At 59.2% G+C, this 14,335-nt stretch carries 17 protein-coding genes; 7 read left to right on the top strand and 10 right to left on the bottom strand.

Annotated elements, in window-relative coordinates; translation table 11 throughout:
• Positions 1 to 4 precede the first annotated feature (4 nt).
• From trpD to ACP7EW_RS15330, 3 genes are read left to right on the top strand one after another with little or no spacing between them, the layout of a single operon-like run.
• Positions 5 to 1,054, top strand: coding sequence for an anthranilate phosphoribosyltransferase (gene trpD / locus ACP7EW_RS15340; RefSeq protein ID WP_010206948.1), 1,050 nt, complete (start codon positions 5 to 7; stop codon positions 1,052 to 1,054).
• Positions 1,051 to 1,887: an indole-3-glycerol phosphate synthase TrpC gene (trpC, locus tag ACP7EW_RS15335; RefSeq protein WP_314530539.1), complete on the top strand. Its 837-nt coding sequence runs from the start codon at positions 1,051 to 1,053 to the stop codon at positions 1,885 to 1,887. Before trpD ends, trpC begins: the two co-directional genes overlap by 4 nt.
• A gap of 2 nt (positions 1,888 to 1,889) precedes the next feature.
• Positions 1,890 to 2,585: a lipoate--protein ligase family protein gene (locus ACP7EW_RS15330; protein ID WP_426218130.1), complete on the top strand. Its 696-nt coding sequence runs from the start codon at positions 1,890 to 1,892 to the stop codon at positions 2,583 to 2,585.
• Here the strand turns inward: ACP7EW_RS15330 and crp are convergent.
• Positions 2,582 to 3,226: a cAMP-activated global transcriptional regulator CRP gene (gene crp / locus ACP7EW_RS15325; protein WP_033898139.1), complete on the bottom strand. Its 645-nt coding sequence runs from the start codon at positions 3,224 to 3,226 to the stop codon at positions 2,582 to 2,584. The two genes, ACP7EW_RS15330 and crp, sit on opposite strands and share 4 nt — an antisense overlap.
• Positions 3,227 to 3,473: 247 nt before the next feature.
• Between crp and ACP7EW_RS15320 the strand changes: the two genes are divergently transcribed.
• Positions 3,474 to 3,896, top strand: coding sequence for an OsmC family protein (locus tag ACP7EW_RS15320; protein WP_005792019.1), 423 nt, complete (start codon positions 3,474 to 3,476; stop codon positions 3,894 to 3,896).
• Positions 3,897 to 3,956: 60 nt separating this feature from the next.
• Here ACP7EW_RS15320 and coq7 read toward each other — a convergent pair whose 3' ends face one another.
• From coq7 to hemJ, 6 genes are all read right to left on the bottom strand, one after another.
• Positions 3,957 to 4,604, bottom strand: coding sequence for a 2-polyprenyl-3-methyl-6-methoxy-1,4-benzoquinone monooxygenase (coq7, locus tag ACP7EW_RS15315; RefSeq protein ID WP_015886151.1), 648 nt, complete (start codon positions 4,602 to 4,604; stop codon positions 3,957 to 3,959).
• Positions 4,605 to 4,721: 117 nt separating this feature from the next.
• On the bottom strand, positions 4,722 to 5,060 hold the full coding sequence (locus ACP7EW_RS15310; protein WP_010206940.1) for a histidine triad nucleotide-binding protein: 339 nt from the start codon (positions 5,058 to 5,060) through the stop codon (positions 4,722 to 4,724).
• Between the two features lie 46 nt (positions 5,061 to 5,106).
• Positions 5,107 to 5,895, bottom strand: a complete 789-nt coding sequence (locus tag ACP7EW_RS15305; RefSeq protein ID WP_426218128.1) for an SDR family NAD(P)-dependent oxidoreductase — start codon at positions 5,893 to 5,895, stop codon at positions 5,107 to 5,109.
• Between the two features lie 64 nt (positions 5,896 to 5,959).
• Entirely contained in the window at positions 5,960 to 6,916 is a 957-nt protein-coding gene (locus tag ACP7EW_RS15300; RefSeq protein ID WP_426218125.1) for a DUF805 domain-containing protein, read from the bottom strand.
• Positions 6,917 to 6,986: 70 nt separating this feature from the next.
• Positions 6,987 to 7,949 (bottom strand): NAD(P)H-dependent flavin oxidoreductase, encoded by a 963-nt coding sequence (locus ACP7EW_RS15295; protein ID WP_061434349.1) that lies wholly within the window; start codon positions 7,947 to 7,949, stop codon positions 6,987 to 6,989.
• Between the two features lie 24 nt (positions 7,950 to 7,973).
• The gene (gene hemJ, locus ACP7EW_RS15290) at positions 7,974 to 8,402 is read right to left on the bottom strand and encodes a protoporphyrinogen oxidase HemJ (RefSeq protein ID WP_426218123.1); all 429 of its coding nucleotides are present in this window, start codon (positions 8,400 to 8,402) and stop codon (positions 7,974 to 7,976) included.
• 135 nt (positions 8,403 to 8,537) lie between these two features.
• Here hemJ and argC point away from each other — a divergent pair, with 135 nt between their 5' ends.
• The gene (argC, locus tag ACP7EW_RS15285; RefSeq protein WP_010206935.1) at positions 8,538 to 9,572 is read left to right on the top strand and encodes an N-acetyl-gamma-glutamyl-phosphate reductase; all 1,035 of its coding nucleotides are present in this window, start codon (positions 8,538 to 8,540) and stop codon (positions 9,570 to 9,572) included.
• 164 nt (positions 9,573 to 9,736) lie between these two features.
• Positions 9,737 to 10,087, top strand: coding sequence for an iron-sulfur cluster insertion protein ErpA (gene erpA / locus ACP7EW_RS15280; protein ID WP_003176443.1), 351 nt, complete (start codon positions 9,737 to 9,739; stop codon positions 10,085 to 10,087).
• A 67-nt stretch (positions 10,088 to 10,154) separates the two neighbouring features.
• On the opposite strand, the gene ACP7EW_RS15275 is transcribed toward erpA, so the two are convergent.
• Both ACP7EW_RS15275 and ACP7EW_RS15270 read right to left on the bottom strand, forming a co-directional pair.
• Complete coding sequence (locus tag ACP7EW_RS15275) at positions 10,155 to 11,246, bottom strand: anhydro-N-acetylmuramic acid kinase (RefSeq protein ID WP_426218121.1); 1,092 nt, start codon at positions 11,244 to 11,246, stop codon at positions 10,155 to 10,157.
• A gap of 3 nt (positions 11,247 to 11,249) precedes the next feature.
• Complete coding sequence (locus ACP7EW_RS15270) at positions 11,250 to 12,668, bottom strand: peptidoglycan DD-metalloendopeptidase family protein (RefSeq protein ID WP_177110371.1); 1,419 nt, start codon at positions 12,666 to 12,668, stop codon at positions 11,250 to 11,252.
• 208 nt (positions 12,669 to 12,876) lie between these two features.
• Here ACP7EW_RS15270 and tyrS point away from each other — a divergent pair, with 208 nt between their 5' ends.
• Positions 12,877 to 14,076 (top strand): tyrosine--tRNA ligase, encoded by a 1,200-nt coding sequence (tyrS, locus tag ACP7EW_RS15265; RefSeq protein WP_033898150.1) that lies wholly within the window; start codon positions 12,877 to 12,879, stop codon positions 14,074 to 14,076.
• Positions 14,077 to 14,112: 36 nt separating this feature from the next.
• Here the strand turns inward: tyrS and ACP7EW_RS15260 are convergent.
• Positions 14,113 to 14,335 (bottom strand): hypothetical protein (locus ACP7EW_RS15260; RefSeq protein ID WP_426218119.1); only part of this gene is annotated, 223 nt, incomplete at its 5' end.

Below are 14,335 nucleotides of genomic sequence, written 5' to 3'. Positions count from 1 at the left end.
TTCCATGGATATCAAGACTGCCCTGAGCCGTATCGTCGGCCACCTGGACCTGAGCACCGCTGAAATGAGCGATGTGATGCGCGAAATCATGACCGGTCAATGCACCGACGCGCAGATCGGCGCGTTCATGATGGCCATGCGCATGAAGAGCGAGAGCATCGACGAGATCGTCGGCGCCGTGTCGGTGATGCGCGAGCTGGCGGACAAAGTCGAACTCAAGACCCTCGACGGCGTGGTCGATGTGGTCGGCACCGGCGGTGACGGCGCGAACATCTTCAACGTGTCGACGGCTTCTTCGTTTGTGGTCGCGGCGGCGGGTTGCACCGTGGCCAAGCACGGTAACCGCGCCGTGTCCGGCAAGAGCGGCAGCGCCGACTTGCTGGAGGCGGCCGGGATCTACCTGAACCTGACGCCGGTACAAGTGGCGCGTTGCATCGACAGCGTCGGCATCGGCTTCATGTTTGCCCAATCCCATCATGGTGCGATGAAGCACGCCGCAGGCCCGCGCAAGGACCTCGGCCTGCGTACCCTGTTCAACATGCTCGGCCCGCTTACGAATCCGGCCGGTGTGAAACACCAGGTGGTGGGCGTGTTCAGCCAGGCACTGTGCCGGCCATTGGCCGAAGTACTGCAACGCCTGGGCAGCAAGCATGTGCTGGTGGTGCATTCCAAGGACGGCCTGGACGAATTCAGCCTGGCGGCACCGACCTTTGTGGCGGAGCTGAAGAATGACCAGGTCACCGAGTATTGGGTCGAGCCGGAAGATCTGGGCATGAAGAGCCAGAGCCTGCACGGCCTGGCGGTGGAAAGCCCGGCGGCCTCCCTGGAGTTGATTCGCGATGCCCTGGGGCGTCGCAAGACCGAGAACGGTCAAAAAGCTGCCGAGATGATAGTGTTGAATGCGGGTGCTGCGCTGTATGCGGCCGACCACGCCTATAGTCTTAAAGAAGGTGTCGCCTTGGCCCACGATGCGCTGCACACCGGTCTGGCTCGCGAAAAGCTCGAAGAGCTGGGAGCATTCACCGCGGTATTCAAGATGGAGAATGAAGGATGAGTGTGCCGACCGTTCTGGAAAAGATCCTGGCCCGCAAGGCCGAAGAAGTGGCTGAGCGTCGTGCCCGCGTGACCCTGGCCGAGCTGGAAGCCCAGGCGAAGATCGCCGATGCTCCGCGTGGCTTTGCCAATGCGTTGATCAAGCAGGCCAAGGAAAAGCAGCCGGCCGTCATTGCTGAAATCAAGAAAGCTTCGCCGAGCAAGGGCGTGATTCGTGAGGTCTTCATTCCTGAAGAGATCGCCAAGAGCTATGAGAAGGGCGGTGCGACCTGCCTGTCCGTACTGACTGATATCGACTATTTCCAGGGTTCCGACCTGTTCCTGCAGCAGGCCCGCGCCGCGTGCAAGTTGCCGGTGATCCGCAAGGATTTCATGGTCGACCCGTATCAGATTGTCGAAGCTCGTGCCCTGGGCGCCGACTGTGTGCTGTTGATCGTCTCCGCCCTGGATGACGTGAAGATGGCCGAACTGGCGGCCGTGGCGAAAAGTGTTGGCCTGGATGTGCTGGTAGAAGTGCACGACGGTGACGAACTGGAACGCGCCCTCAAAACCCTCGACACACCGCTGGTGGGGGTCAACAACCGTAACCTGCACACCTTCGAAGTCAGCCTGGAAAACACCCTCGACCTGCTGCCGCGCATTCCACGCGACCGTCTGGTGATTACCGAGAGTGGTATCGTCAACCGTGCTGATGTGGAGCTGATGGAGATCAGCGGTGTTTATTCGTTCCTGGTGGGCGAGACCTTCATGCGTGCCGAGAACCCAGGGGCCGAATTGCAGCGCCTGTTCTTCCCGGAGCGTGGCGTGGCGGTCAGCGGTTCGACCCTGGATTGATGATGACTCAGCCGGTGGCGATGACTGTCGAAGCAGGGCTTGCCGCCGAACAAGACCTGTTGGCGGCGGTTTGCGCGGGTGAGCGGGAATATGGGTTGCTGTTCTGGCAACCCAGCGACCAAGCCTTGGTCATGCCACGTCGATTGAGCCGCTTGCCGGCATTTGAGACCGCCAGCCAGGTTTCCGCGGATGCCGGTTGGCCGGTATTGCTGCGTGAAACCGGTGGAGAACCGGTGCCGCAGTCGAGTGCCACGGTCAACATCGCCCTGGTCTATGCTCCGCCGCGCAGCGAAGGCGATCAGAACCGTATCGAAACGGGTTACTTGCGTTTGTGCCAGCCGATCTGCGATTTGCTGATCGAGTTGGGAGGCGATGCGTCCGTCGGTGAAATCGACGGCGCGTTTTGCGACGGCCGCTACAACGTCAACCTCAACGGCCGCAAAATGGTCGGCACCGCCCAGCGCTGGCGACAAAGTGGCGGCCGCCCGGTGGGTTTGGTGCACGGTGCGCTGTTGTTGGAGAACGATCGCGACGAGCTGATCGCGGCGGTCAATCGCTTCAATGAAGCCTGCGGCCTCGACCAGCGGGTGCGCGCCGACAGCCACATTGCCCTGCACGAAGCCTTCCCCGCGCCGGATGCGATCAGCCAGCTGGACACCCTGTACCGCAAAATGCTGGCCAGCTTCCTAGCGGTTTAGCGGGTGCCGAACACCACCATCGTCTTGCCTTTGACGTGTACCAGGTTGCGCTCTTCCAGGTCCTTGAGCACGCGACCGACCATCTCCCGTGAACAGCCGACAATGCGCCCGATTTCCTGGCGCGTGACCTTGATCTGCATGCCGTCGGGATGCGTCATGGCGTCGGGCTGCTTGCACAAATCCAGCAGGCAACGGGCGACTCGTCCCGTTACATCAAAAAATGCTAGGTCGCCGACCTTGCGCGTGGTGTCGCGCAGACGCTGGGCAATCTGGCCGCTCAGGGCATAGAGAATGTCGGGATCGTGCTGGGAAAGCTCGCGGAACTTGGCGTAGCTGATCTCGGCCACTTCGCATTCGACCTTGGCGCGCACCCAGGCGCTGCGTTCCTGTTCCTTGCCGGCTTGTTCGAACAGCCCCAACTCCCCAAAGAAATCCCCGGTGTTCAGGTAGGCGATGATCATTTCACGGCCGTCTTCATCTTCGATCAGGATGGTGACCGAGCCTTTGATGATGAAGAACAGCGTTTCGGAGCGTTCACCCGCGCAGATGATGTTGTGCTTGGCCGGGTAGCGGCGTCGCTGGCAATGCATCAACAGTTTGTCGAGATTCTTGATCTTGGGTATGGGAGTAAGGGCAACCATGGTTGTATCCCGAAAAGACTGCGCTAAATAGTTTGAGTTGTTGTATTCATCGGGTATCGGCACTGATACTCGCTGTATAAAGGGTGGCATTACGCCATCGATTTGGCGTCAGCTTAACAGACACATTCTGACTCGATTAGCCAATTTTCCGTGCAAACCCTGCTATTGATCGCTTTTGTTGGAAACGCTGACGCAGGCGGGCCCTGTGCTAAGCTGGCGACCCTTTTTTAGCAGTGGAGTCTGGGCGATGAAGGCACGCATCCAATGGGCGGGCGAAGCCATGTTCCTCGGTGAGTCGGGCAGTGGCCATGTGGTGGTCATGGACGGCCCGCCGGAAGCCGGTGGCCGTAACCTGGGCGTACGTCCGATGGAAATGCTCCTGCTGGGCGTAGGCGGTTGCAGTAATTTCGACGTGGTCAGCATCCTGAAAAAGTCCCGCCAAGCCGTGGAAAGCTGCGAGGCCTTCCTGGAAGCCGAGCGCGCAACTGAAGACCCCAAGGTATTCACCAAGATCCACATGCATTTCGTGGTGAAGGGCCGGGCGCTGAAAGAAGCCCAGGTCAAGCGTGCTATCGAGCTGTCAGCCGAGAAGTATTGCTCGGCGTCGATCATGCTCGGCGCGGCCGGTGTGGCCATCACCCATGATTACGAAATCATCGAGTTGGGTTGATCGCTCAATCGCAAAAAGAAAGGGCGCTGTGATAGCGCCCTTTTTTTCGGTTCGATGCATTCAAATTCTATAGGTGCTTTTGGTCATGACTTTGGCCAAGAGACTCATGCCGAACCGCACTGGCGCGGGGAAGCGGAAGCCGCCCGCATCCAACGCGCTTTCGGCGTGGTGTTCTTCATCGATGCGCATCTGCTCTAGAATCGCCCGGGATTTTTCGTCTTCGGCCGGCAGTTGTTCCAGATGCTCATCCAGGTGTTTGCACACTTGATGTTCGGTGGCGGCGACAAAACCCAGGCTGACTTTGTCGCTGATCAGGCCGGCAGCGGCGCCAATTCCGAACGACAAGCCGTAAAACAGCGGGTTCAGCACGCTCGGGTGACTGCCCAGTTGGCGAATGCGTTGCTCGCACCAGGCCAGGTGGTCGATTTCTTCCTCGGCGGCATGTTCCATGGCGGCACGCACCTGCGGCAGCTTGGCGGTCAGGGCCTGTCCCTGGTACAGCGCCTGGGCGCAGACTTCGCCGGTATGGTTAATGCGCATCAGGCCGGCGACGTGGCGGGTCTCGGTCTCGCTCATCTGGGCGTCGGGCTGCACAATCGCGGGCGAAGGGCGATACGGCTGGCCGCTGAACGGCAGCAGCGTACGCATGGCCATGTCGGCTTGCAGCAACAGACGGTCAATCGGCGAGTAGTGACGTTGGGTAGTCATGCTGACCTCCGGGAAGAATCTCGGCGGCCAGTTTACCGCAAGAGAGGGGGAAGCGTTTGCGCTGCGTCAAGGGCATGGGGTCGCAGCCTGGGGCCGCGACCTTTGCTGAAGGGCAGATCAGCCCGGCGGCCAGTTCATCTGGCGCTGACCCAGCACATGCATATGGATGTGATAGACGGTCTGCCCACCTTTCGGGTTGCAGTTCATCACCACCCGGAAACCTTCTTCACAGCCTTGTTCCACGGCCAGGCGCTGGGCGGTGAACAGAATATGACCGGCCAGGGCTTTATCTTCTTCGGTCAGGTCATTGAGGGTCGGGATGTGCTTCTTGGGAATGACCAGGAAATGCACAGGCGCCGCCGGGTGGATGTCCTTGAAGGCCAGGACTTGATCATCTTCGTAGATGATATCCGCAGGTATTTCTCTGTTGATGATCTTGGTGAACAGAGTATCCACAGCTGTTTCTCCATTATGAATGTGCAGGATGAGTGTACTCAGCCAATCAACGTGGGCAATAGGCCTTGTTGATGGCGCCGGCGATCTTGCGGGTCAGCCAGCGTGGGCTGAAACGCGGGCTGATGGCGATCCAGCGGTTACGGCGGCCAGGGATGATGATGGCTTTGTTTTTATCCAGGGCGCGCACGGTGTAGAGCGCCACTTCTTCGGGGCTCATCAGTTGCTGGCTGCGGTCGAGCTTGGCCGTGTCCATCTGCGCGGTGCCGAAGAACGCGGTGCGTGTCGGGCCGGGGCAAAGCACCGAGACCTTGATGCCGCAGGTTTTCAGTTCTTCGCGCAGGCCTTCGGAGAAATGCAGCACATAGGCCTTGCTGGCGTAATAAGTGCTCATCCACGGGCCGGGCTGGAACGCCGCGATGGACGCCACATTGAGAATCTGCCCGCCGCCTTGCAGCGCCATGGTGTTGCCAAGGGCGTGGCACATACGGGTCAAGGCGAGGATGTTGACCTCCATGAGGTCTTGTTCGGTCATCCAATCCTGGGCCAGGAATGGCCCGCTGGTGCCGATGCCGGCGCAGTTCACCAGCAGGTCGATCTGCCGCTCGCCTTCTTCAAGCTCCAGCAGGAACCCGGACAAACGCAACGGCTCGCCCAGGTCGCAGGCCCGGAACAGCACCTCGACGCCAAAGCGTTGGGTCAACTCGATTGCAATGCTTTCCAACTGATCACGCTGGCGGGCCACCAGAATCAAGCTGCGGCCGCGACGGGCCAGGGCTTCGGCCATGGCCAGGCCGATGCCGCTGGAGGCGCCGGTGATCAGAGCGTAACGGGTCATGCCTTTCTCCATCGCAACGCCACCGCGCCTGTGACAAAGGCATCACAGGCCGGGGGGCGTTTCTTCACTGTTCTGGAGAGTCTACAGGTTCGCCCGCTTCGTCAGCACTCTGCGCTTCGTCTTCTTCGACGGTGGTGGCTTGGTCGGCATCTTCATCGGAGGTGATGGAGCTGCTTTCGTAGCCGCTGTCCATGTTGGCTTCGAGCTGGTTCAGGTAACCGTTCATGCCCAGGGTCACCACGATGGCAAGCATGACCGGGATAAACGCCAGCCACAGGGTGGCCAGGACTTTTACCGCCGTGGAGTTGCGTGGTGGTGGCGCGCCATACTGGTTGGCGCCTGCATTGCCCGGCAATACCAGCAGCAGGATCGGGAAGACACTGTTCACCAGCGGAACCAGGTTGAGGAAGTACAACCAGCCAGACCAGCCCAGGTCGTGCAGGCGCTGCACACCGATTTGCACACTGACCCAGACCAGCGCAACAAACAGCCCGAGGCCTAGCAGTACACCAAGAATGGTCCCCGCCGTTGGCGAAGCGGTGGCAACGGCAAAGCTGACGGTGCTGATGATGCCGCCGGCAACCAGCAGTGTGAGGGTCAACACCAGGGTCCAGGCGAGGTATCGCAGTCGACCGATGCGCCCGTGGATAGTGAAAACCTTGAGGGTGGCGTATTCCGGCAGGTCATCACCCACGGCGGAACGTGGTGGTGCGTAAGGTGAAGCTGCAGGGCGCGAGAAGCTGCCAGAGTCAGTTTCGTGAGTTTCGTCCAGGCTGAAGGCCACGGGCTGTTCGGGTTCAATGCGCGCATCGACCCCGGCGTTTTTCAGTGCGGTGAGGTAGGTTTCCGCATCCGGGCGCGACAGGTCACGTTTGAGCGCGACCGGGCGACCGGTGAAGAGCTTCTCGATGGCTTCGACGTCGCTCTTGAACAGCTCGGCCAGGTTCAGCTTGGCCGTGGTGCTTTCGACACCCGGGAGCAAGGCTCCATCAAACACAATCTTGAAACGGTTGTCGCTCATGCGGGCTTCCTTGTCACTTGATTCAGGGGGGTAGGGCAGGCCGGCTCAAATGGCAGGCCTTGCGGTTGGGTCAGCGCGGCCAGCGCAATTGAGCGGCCTGTTCGCGGGCCTTGCGGTATTCGGCATCCAGACGGGCAACCAGTTCATCGACGCTGGGCAAATCATCAATTTCACCGACACCTTGGCCGGCGGACCATACAGTCTTCCATGCCTTGGCTTCGTCGCTCAACGGCTTGAGCTTGGAACCGAAGTTTACCTCGCCTTTGCCTTGCAGGGCGGCGAGGTCGAAACCGGCGTTTTCCAGGCTCTGGCGCATGAAGCTGGCGGGCACGCCGGAGACAGCGGGAGTGTGCACGATGTCGGCGGCGCGCGATGTGAGCAGCATCTCTTTATAAGCATCCGGGGCGTGGCTTTCGGTGGTGCCGATAAAGCGTGTTCCGAAATAGGCAAGGTCTGCACCGAGTAACTGGGCGGCGAGAATTTCGTGCCCGTGGTTGAGGCAACCAGCCAACAGCAAGGTTTTGTCAAAGAACTGGCGAATCTCCGCAATCAGCGAAAACGGACTCCAGGTGCCAGCATGGCCACCGGCACCGGCCGCGACGGCGATCAGTCCATCGACGCCGGCTTCGGCAGCCTTCTCGGCATGACGTCGGGTGGTGACGTCATGGAACACCAGGCCGCCATAGCTGTGTACGGCGTCGACCAATTCCTTCACGGCGCCCAGGCTGGTAATGACGATCGGCACTTTGTGCTCGACGCAGATCGCCAGGTCCGCCTCCAGCCGTGGGTTGCTGTGGTGCACGATCAGGTTGACGGCGTAGGGCGCGGGGTTATCCAACTGTGCCAAGCCCGCTTCGATTTCCTCCAGCCAGGCCTTGAACCCGCTGCTTTCGCGTTGGTTGAGCGCCGGGAAACTCCCGACCACCCCATTGCGGCAGCACGCCAGGACCAGTTGCGGGTTGGAAATCAGGAACATCGGCGCCGCCACGACGGGCAGGCGCAGACGTTGTTCAAGCAGAGCGGGCAATGACATTGGAGGTACCCCGAGTAATTGAAATTAGAACGGTTTGACCACGACCAAAATTACGATAGCCAGCAATATCAGAACGGGCACTTCATTGAACCAGCGATAAAAGACATGGCTGCGGGTGTTTTCGCCACGGGCGAAGCGTTTTACCTGCGCGCCGCACATATGGTGGTAGCCGATGAGCAGTACGACGAGGGTCAGCTTGGCGTGGATCCAGCCGCCCGAATGAAAGAGGCTCGGGTTCAGGTATATCAGCCAGCCGCCGAAGATCAGCGCGGCAACCATCGCCGGCCCCATGATGCCGCGGTAGAGCTTGCGCTCCATGACGCTGAAACGTTCCTTGCTGACGGTGTCCTCGCTTTGGGCGTGATAGACGAACAGGCGTGGCAGGTAGAACAGCCCGGCAAACCAGCAGACGATGCTGATGATATGGAAGGCTTTGACCCATAGATAAAGCATTTTTAGTTATTCCCAGGTTCACGGTAGCCGAGATAGTAGTGGCTCATGCGCCCGTACGTCACGTTGACGGTTGTCGCAGGACGATACGGCCCCTATTATCGACGGCTTTCCAGTGGGTTCGTTGAGGGCAGGTTTATGGTCAAGGTCGGTATCGTCGGCGGCACGGGTTACACCGGTGTCGAATTGCTGCGTCTGTTGGCACAGCATCCGCAAGCAGAGGTGGTGGTCATCACTTCCCGATCCGAGGCCGGGCTGGCCGTGGCCGATATGTACCCGAACCTGCGAGGCCACTACGACGGCCTGGCGTTCAGCGTTCCGGACATCAAGACCCTGGGCGCCTGCGACGTGGTGTTCTTCGCCACCCCGCACGGTGTTGCCCACGCATTGGCCGGTGAACTGCTGGCGGCGGGCACCAAGGTGATCGATCTGTCGGCGGATTTCCGTCTGCAGGACGCTGATGAATGGGCCAAGTGGTACGGCCAGCCTCACGGTGCGCCGGAACTGTTGGAAGAGGCGGTGTATGGCCTGCCGGAAGTCAATCGTGAGCAGATCAAGCAAGCGCGCCTGATTGCGGTGCCGGGTTGCTATCCGACCGCGACTCAGCTGGGTTTCCTGCCATTGCTGGAAGCTGGGTTGGCGGACGCTTCGCGCTTGATCGCAGATTGCAAGTCGGGCGTCAGTGGCGCAGGTCGTGGTGCTGCGGTCGGTTCGCTGTACTCCGAGACGTCGGAAAGCATGAAGGCCTATGCAGTAAAAGGGCATCGTCATTTGCCGGAAATCCGCCAGGGGCTGCGTCGCGCGGCGGGCAAGGACGTGGGCCTGACGTTCGTGCCGCACCTGACGCCGATGATCCGCGGTATTCACTCGACGTTGTACGCAACCGTGGTTGACCGCTCGGTCGACCTGCAAGCGCTGTTTGAAAAGCGTTACGCCAATGAGCCGTTCGTTGACGTGATGCCGGCCGGCAGTCATCCGGAAACCCGTAGCGTGCGCGGTGCCAATGTGTGCAGGATTGCTGTGCATCGTCCGCAGGATGGCGATTTGGTCGTGGTATTGTCGGTGATCGACAACCTGGTCAAGGGCGCGTCGGGCCAGGCGGTGCAGAACATGAACATCTTGTTCGGCCTGGATGAGAAGCTGGGCTTGTCCCACGCGGGCATGCTGCCTTAAGACTTTCAGGTGGTTGCGCAAAAGGCCCGTTGATCGGGCCTTTTGTGTTTTTAATGGCGGCAGCGCAGATTGATATACCGTAACAATAGTTGACCGCTTTTCTAGGAGAAGCGGATAATGCCGCCATTACGCATATGGCGGCGGTACGCCGGGAGATTATCAGCATGAGCGTTGAATCCTTCACCCCCACGGCTTTGCAATTCACCCACGGTGCTGCGCACAAGGTGAAGAGCCTGGTCGATGAAGAGGGTAATGATCGCTTGAAGCTGCGCGTATTCGTTACGGGCGGCGGTTGTTCAGGGTTTCAGTACGGTTTTACCTTCGATGAAGATGTGGCCGATGATGACACTATCGTTGAGCGCGAGGGCGTGAGCCTGGTCGTGGATCCGATGAGCTTCCAATACCTTGCAGGTGCCGAGGTGGATTACCAGGAAGGTCTGGAAGGTTCGCGTTTCGTGATCAAGAACCCTAATGCCACCACGACCTGTGGTTGCGGGTCTTCGTTCTCGATCTGATCTGTAGCGCATACAAAAACGCCGCTTGGCTGTGATAGGCCAAGCGGCGTTTTGCTGTCCGGGTATTTTAGGCGGGGTAGATCGCGCCCAGTACCCGAAGCCCGCGTGCGCCTGTGACGCTAGGGCGGTTGGCGGCGATGCCTTCGAGGCAGCAATGCGCCAGCCAGGCGAAGGCCATGGCTTCGACCCAGTCGGGGTCCACGCCGTAGGTGGCGGTGCTGCTGACGTGGGTTGACGGTAGTAGAGCGGCCAGGCGATTCATCAGTGTGGCGTTGTGAGCGCCGCCACCACATACCAGCAATGTTTCTGTCTGGGATTGGGCTGACTGTAGGGACTCAACGATCGTCAGGGCGGTCAGCTCAAGCAGCGTTGCCTGCACATTCTGAGACTCAAATGCAGGCAAGTGGCCAAGGTGTTGGCGCAGCCATTCCAAGTTGAACACTTCGCGGCCAGTGCTCTTGGGGCCTTTGGTCACGAAGAAGGGGTCGCTGAGCAGAGCGTTGAGCAACTGGGGCTCGACCTTGCCGCTGGCCGCCCACTGACCATCGCGATCAAAGTGTTCGCCGCGTTGTTGGTGAATCCACGCATCCAACAGGACGTTGCCCGGGCCGCAGTCGAAGCCGGCGACAGGCTTGCCGGTCTCGATCAGGCTGAGGTTGCTGAAACCTCCCACATTCAATACGGCACGGTTACCAGTGTGCTCACCAAACAACGCTTCGTGGAAGGCGGGCACCAGCGGGGCGCCCTGGCCACCGGCGGCCACATCGCGGCTGCGGAAATCGCTGACCACGGTGATGTTTGTCAGCTCGGTGAGCAAGGCCGGATTACCGATTTGTACGGTAAAGCCTCGGGCGGGCTCATGGCGGATGGTCTGGCCATGGCTGCCTATCGCACGAATATCCTGGGGCTTGAGGTTTTGTTGATCGAGTAGAGCGTGAATACCTTGTGCGGCCAAGGTCACCCATTTCTGTTGGGCAATGGCGGAGCGGGCGATTTCATCCGGCCCGCTGGCGCATAGGGCAAGCAACTCGGCGCGCAAGGTATCTGGCATTGGGATGTAGTGCGTGGCGATCAACTTGATCGCCGGGTATTGCTCGATCAAGGCAATGTCCAGGCCATCGAGGCTGGTCCCGGACATCACGCCTATATAGAGCGGCATGCCTTAACGCTTCGCCGAAGCCAGCAGGGTGGAGCGCTCTTGATCCATGCGCGCCATCAACGGCTGGCTTTGTTGCATGAAGCGGGCGCGCTCTGCCTTGGCGATCGGGTCGGCCATCGGCAACTTCTGGCCCAGTGGGTCGACGTGGACGCCATTGACCTGGAACTCATAGTGCAAGTGCGGTCCAGTGGACAGGCCGGTAGTGCCGATATAGCCGATCACCTGGCCTTGCTTCACAGTGCCGCCGGTTTGCACGCCCTTGGCGAAACCTTGCATGTGGCCGTACAGCGTACGGTAGGTGTTGCCGTGCTGGATGATCACGGTATTGCCGTAACCGCCGCGACGACCTGCCAACAGTACCTTGCCGTCGCCGGCAGCCTTGATTGGCGTGCCACGCGGGGCCGCATAGTCCACACCTTTGTGGGCGCGGATTTTGTTCAGAATTGGATGCTTGCGACCCATGGAGAAACGCGAGCTAATACGAGCGAAGTCCACTGGGGTGCGGATAAAGGCCTTGCGCATGCTATTGCCGTCGGCGGTGTAGTAGCTGCTGTTGCCTTGTTTGTTGGTGTAGCGCACGGCGGTGTAGGTCTTGCCGCGGTTGGTAAAGCGGGCGGAGAGGATATTGCCAGTGCCGACGACCTTGCCGTTGGCGACTTTCTGCTCGTAGATCACGTCGAATTCGTCGCCTTGACGGATGTCCTGGGCGAAGTCGATGTCGTAGCCGAACACGCTGGCCATGTCCATGGTCATGCTGTGGGACAGGCCGGCGCGGGCTGCGGATTGTGACAGCGAGCTGTTGATGACGCCGTGTACGTAGGCGGAGCGCATCACGGGTTTGGTGGTGATGCGATTGAAGGCAAAGCCCTTGGCACCTTTGGTCAGTGTGATGCTTTCGAGGTCGCTGACATTGCTGTGCAGGTTGTGCAGTTGGCCGTCAGGTGTCAGCTCGAATTCAAGTTTCTGGCCGTGTTTGAGCTGGGTAAATTGCTTGGCCTGCTTGTCGCTGGCCAGTACCTCATTGACGGTGGCAGCAGGGAGGCCGACTTTCTCAAACAGGGTCGACAATGTGTCGCCCTTGGCCACGATCACTTCGCGGTGTTGTGGATTCTTGGCTGTATCGGCGACCGGCGCAGACGGCTCTTGGGCGGCTTGCTGGGTGTCTTCCGGGCTGCTTTCTATCTGGGCGAACGGCGATTCGGTCGGTGCATTTGTGGCTTGTTGCGCGTCGGAAGCGTCTTGATCTTGTGTCAGTTGTTCAACTGGACTTTCCAGGTCAAGGCTCAGGGATGTTCGTTTGGCTTCTACGTCACTGGAAGGGAATACCAGGAGTGCCAGGCTGAGAAGGGCGGCGATACCACTTGCGGCGAGCAGGTGGGTCTTCGGGTAAAGCGGCGGCGCTTTAGACGGTTCAGTGGTCATAGGTAATTTGACTTTGAAGATGAAATGGAAAAGATGAATGACATGATGAAGATGAAATAACTGTATAAAATATAACCAAATCATCTGTGGCGCAAGCTCGCGAACGCTGGGCTTGCTGAACGGTGTCCGTTCGCAGGGCAAAACTTGTAATTAGTCCCTGATCTTGTATGGTTGGTTCCCTTTTGAATCTGAGCCTTGCGGGTCTGTTATGAAGTCGGTTGAAGAGCAGCTAGCGCTGATAAAACGTGGTGCGGAAGAACTGTTGGTCGAAGCTGAGCTGATCGAAAAGCTCAAGCGCGGCCAGCCCCTGCGTATTAAGGCTGGCTTTGATCCGACTGCGCCGGATCTGCACCTGGGCCATACCGTGCTTATTAATAAGCTGCGCCAGTTCCAGGAGCTGGGGCATCAGGTCATCTTCCTTATAGGTGACTTCACCGGGATGATCGGTGATCCGAGCGGCAAGAGCGCGACGCGTCCGCCGCTGACGCGCGAGCAGGTGCTCGATAACGCCGAGACCTACAAGACCCAGGTGTTCAAGATTCTCGACCCGGCGAAGACTGAAGTTGCATTCAACTCTACTTGGATGGACAAGATGGGGCCGGCGGACTTCATTCGCCTGACCTCTCAGTACACCGTTGCGCGGATGCTTGAGCGCGATGACTTCGACAAGCGCTACTCCACCAATCAGCCGATCGCCATTCATGAGTTCCTCTATCCGCTGGTTCAGGGTTACGACTCGGTCGCCTTGCGCGCGGACGTTGAGCTGGGTGGCACCGATCAGAAATTCAACCTGTTGATGGGGCGTGAGCTGCAGCGCGCGTATGGGCAGGAAGCTCAATGCATTCTGACCATGCCGTTGCTCGAAGGGTTGGATGGCGTCAAGAAGATGTCCAAGTCCCTTGGCAACTATGTCGGTATCCAGGAAGCGCCGGGCGTGATGTACGGCAAGCTGGTTTCGATTCCGGATGCGTTGATGTGGCGTTACTTCGAGCTGCTGAGCTTCCGTTCGATGGATGAGATCAATGCGCTGCGTGCTGAAGTGGAGGCGGGTGCCAATCCTCGTGACGTGAAGATCAAGCTGGCTGAAGAGATTGTTGCGCGTTTCCATGGTGAAGAAGCTGCCGCCAATGCTCACCGTGCCGCGGGTAATCGCATGAAGGATGGCGAGCTGCCGGATGATCTGCCGGAGATTGAGCTGTCTGCTGCCGAGGCGATGCCGATCGCGGCTGTGCTTAATAAGGCTGGTCTGGTTAAGAACTCGGCCGTTGCACGCGACCTTCTGGGTTCCGGTGGCGTGCGTATAGATGGTGAGGTTGTGGATCGCACCTTTATATACGAGCTGGGCGCTACCCACGTTTGCCAGGCTGGCAAGAAGGCCTTTGCGCGTATTACGCTCAAATCCGAATAAAACTGAAATTAGGTGTTGACGGCGAATTGTAACTCTCTATAATTCGCCCCACTTCCGGTGCAGTCGAAACGGAAAACTCCTTGGTAAACAATGAGTTATGTGGGTTTCGGCGGCAGGTTGCTTCAGTTCATCGAAGCCAGAAGGAAGTTGAAAAAGAGGTGTTGACAGCAGCGTGTAACGCTGTAGAATTCGCCTCCCGCTGACGAGAGATCGGAAGCGCAAGTGGTTGAAGTTGTTGAAGAAATCTTCGAAAGCTTCT

The sequence above is a fragment of the Pseudomonas sp. DWRC2-2 genome, assembly GCF_049897885.1.
Classification (GTDB): domain Bacteria; phylum Pseudomonadota; class Gammaproteobacteria; order Pseudomonadales; family Pseudomonadaceae; genus Aquipseudomonas; species Aquipseudomonas azotoformans_A.
The sequence above is the reverse complement of the archived record's forward strand: the minus strand, read 5'-3'. Positions and strand labels throughout refer to the sequence as shown.

Coding starts and splice junctions, on each gene's coding strand:
- coq7 (WP_015886151.1), bottom strand. CDS start 4,604: ATGACTACCCAACGTCACTACTCGCCGATTGACCGTCTGTTGCTGCAA.
- ACP7EW_RS15275 (WP_426218121.1), bottom strand. CDS start 11,246: ATGCCGCTCTATATAGGCGTGATGTCCGGGACCAGCCTCGATGGCCTG.
- tyrS (WP_033898150.1), top strand. CDS start 12,877: ATGAAGTCGGTTGAAGAGCAGCTAGCGCTGATAAAACGTGGTGCGGAA.
- ACP7EW_RS15295 (WP_061434349.1), bottom strand. CDS start 7,949: ATGTCATTGCCCGCTCTGCTTGAACAACGTCTGCGCCTGCCCGTCGTG.
- erpA (WP_003176443.1), top strand. CDS start 9,737: ATGAGCGTTGAATCCTTCACCCCCACGGCTTTGCAATTCACCCACGGT.
- argC (WP_010206935.1), top strand. CDS start 8,538: ATGGTCAAGGTCGGTATCGTCGGCGGCACGGGTTACACCGGTGTCGAA.
- crp (WP_033898139.1), bottom strand. CDS start 3,226: ATGGTTGCCCTTACTCCCATACCCAAGATCAAGAATCTCGACAAACTG.
- ACP7EW_RS15270 (WP_177110371.1), bottom strand. CDS start 12,668: ATGACCACTGAACCGTCTAAAGCGCCGCCGCTTTACCCGAAGACCCAC.
- ACP7EW_RS15300 (WP_426218125.1), bottom strand. CDS start 6,916: ATGAGCGACAACCGTTTCAAGATTGTGTTTGATGGAGCCTTGCTCCCG.
- ACP7EW_RS15330 (WP_426218130.1), top strand. CDS start 1,890: ATGACTCAGCCGGTGGCGATGACTGTCGAAGCAGGGCTTGCCGCCGAA.
- hemJ (WP_426218123.1), bottom strand. CDS start 8,402: ATGCTTTATCTATGGGTCAAAGCCTTCCATATCATCAGCATCGTCTGC.
- ACP7EW_RS15305 (WP_426218128.1), bottom strand. CDS start 5,895: ATGACCCGTTACGCTCTGATCACCGGCGCCTCCAGCGGCATCGGCCTG.
- trpD (WP_010206948.1), top strand. CDS start 5: ATGGATATCAAGACTGCCCTGAGCCGTATCGTCGGCCACCTGGACCTG.
- ACP7EW_RS15320 (WP_005792019.1), top strand. CDS start 3,474: ATGAAGGCACGCATCCAATGGGCGGGCGAAGCCATGTTCCTCGGTGAG.
- trpC (WP_314530539.1), top strand. CDS start 1,051: ATGAGTGTGCCGACCGTTCTGGAAAAGATCCTGGCCCGCAAGGCCGAA.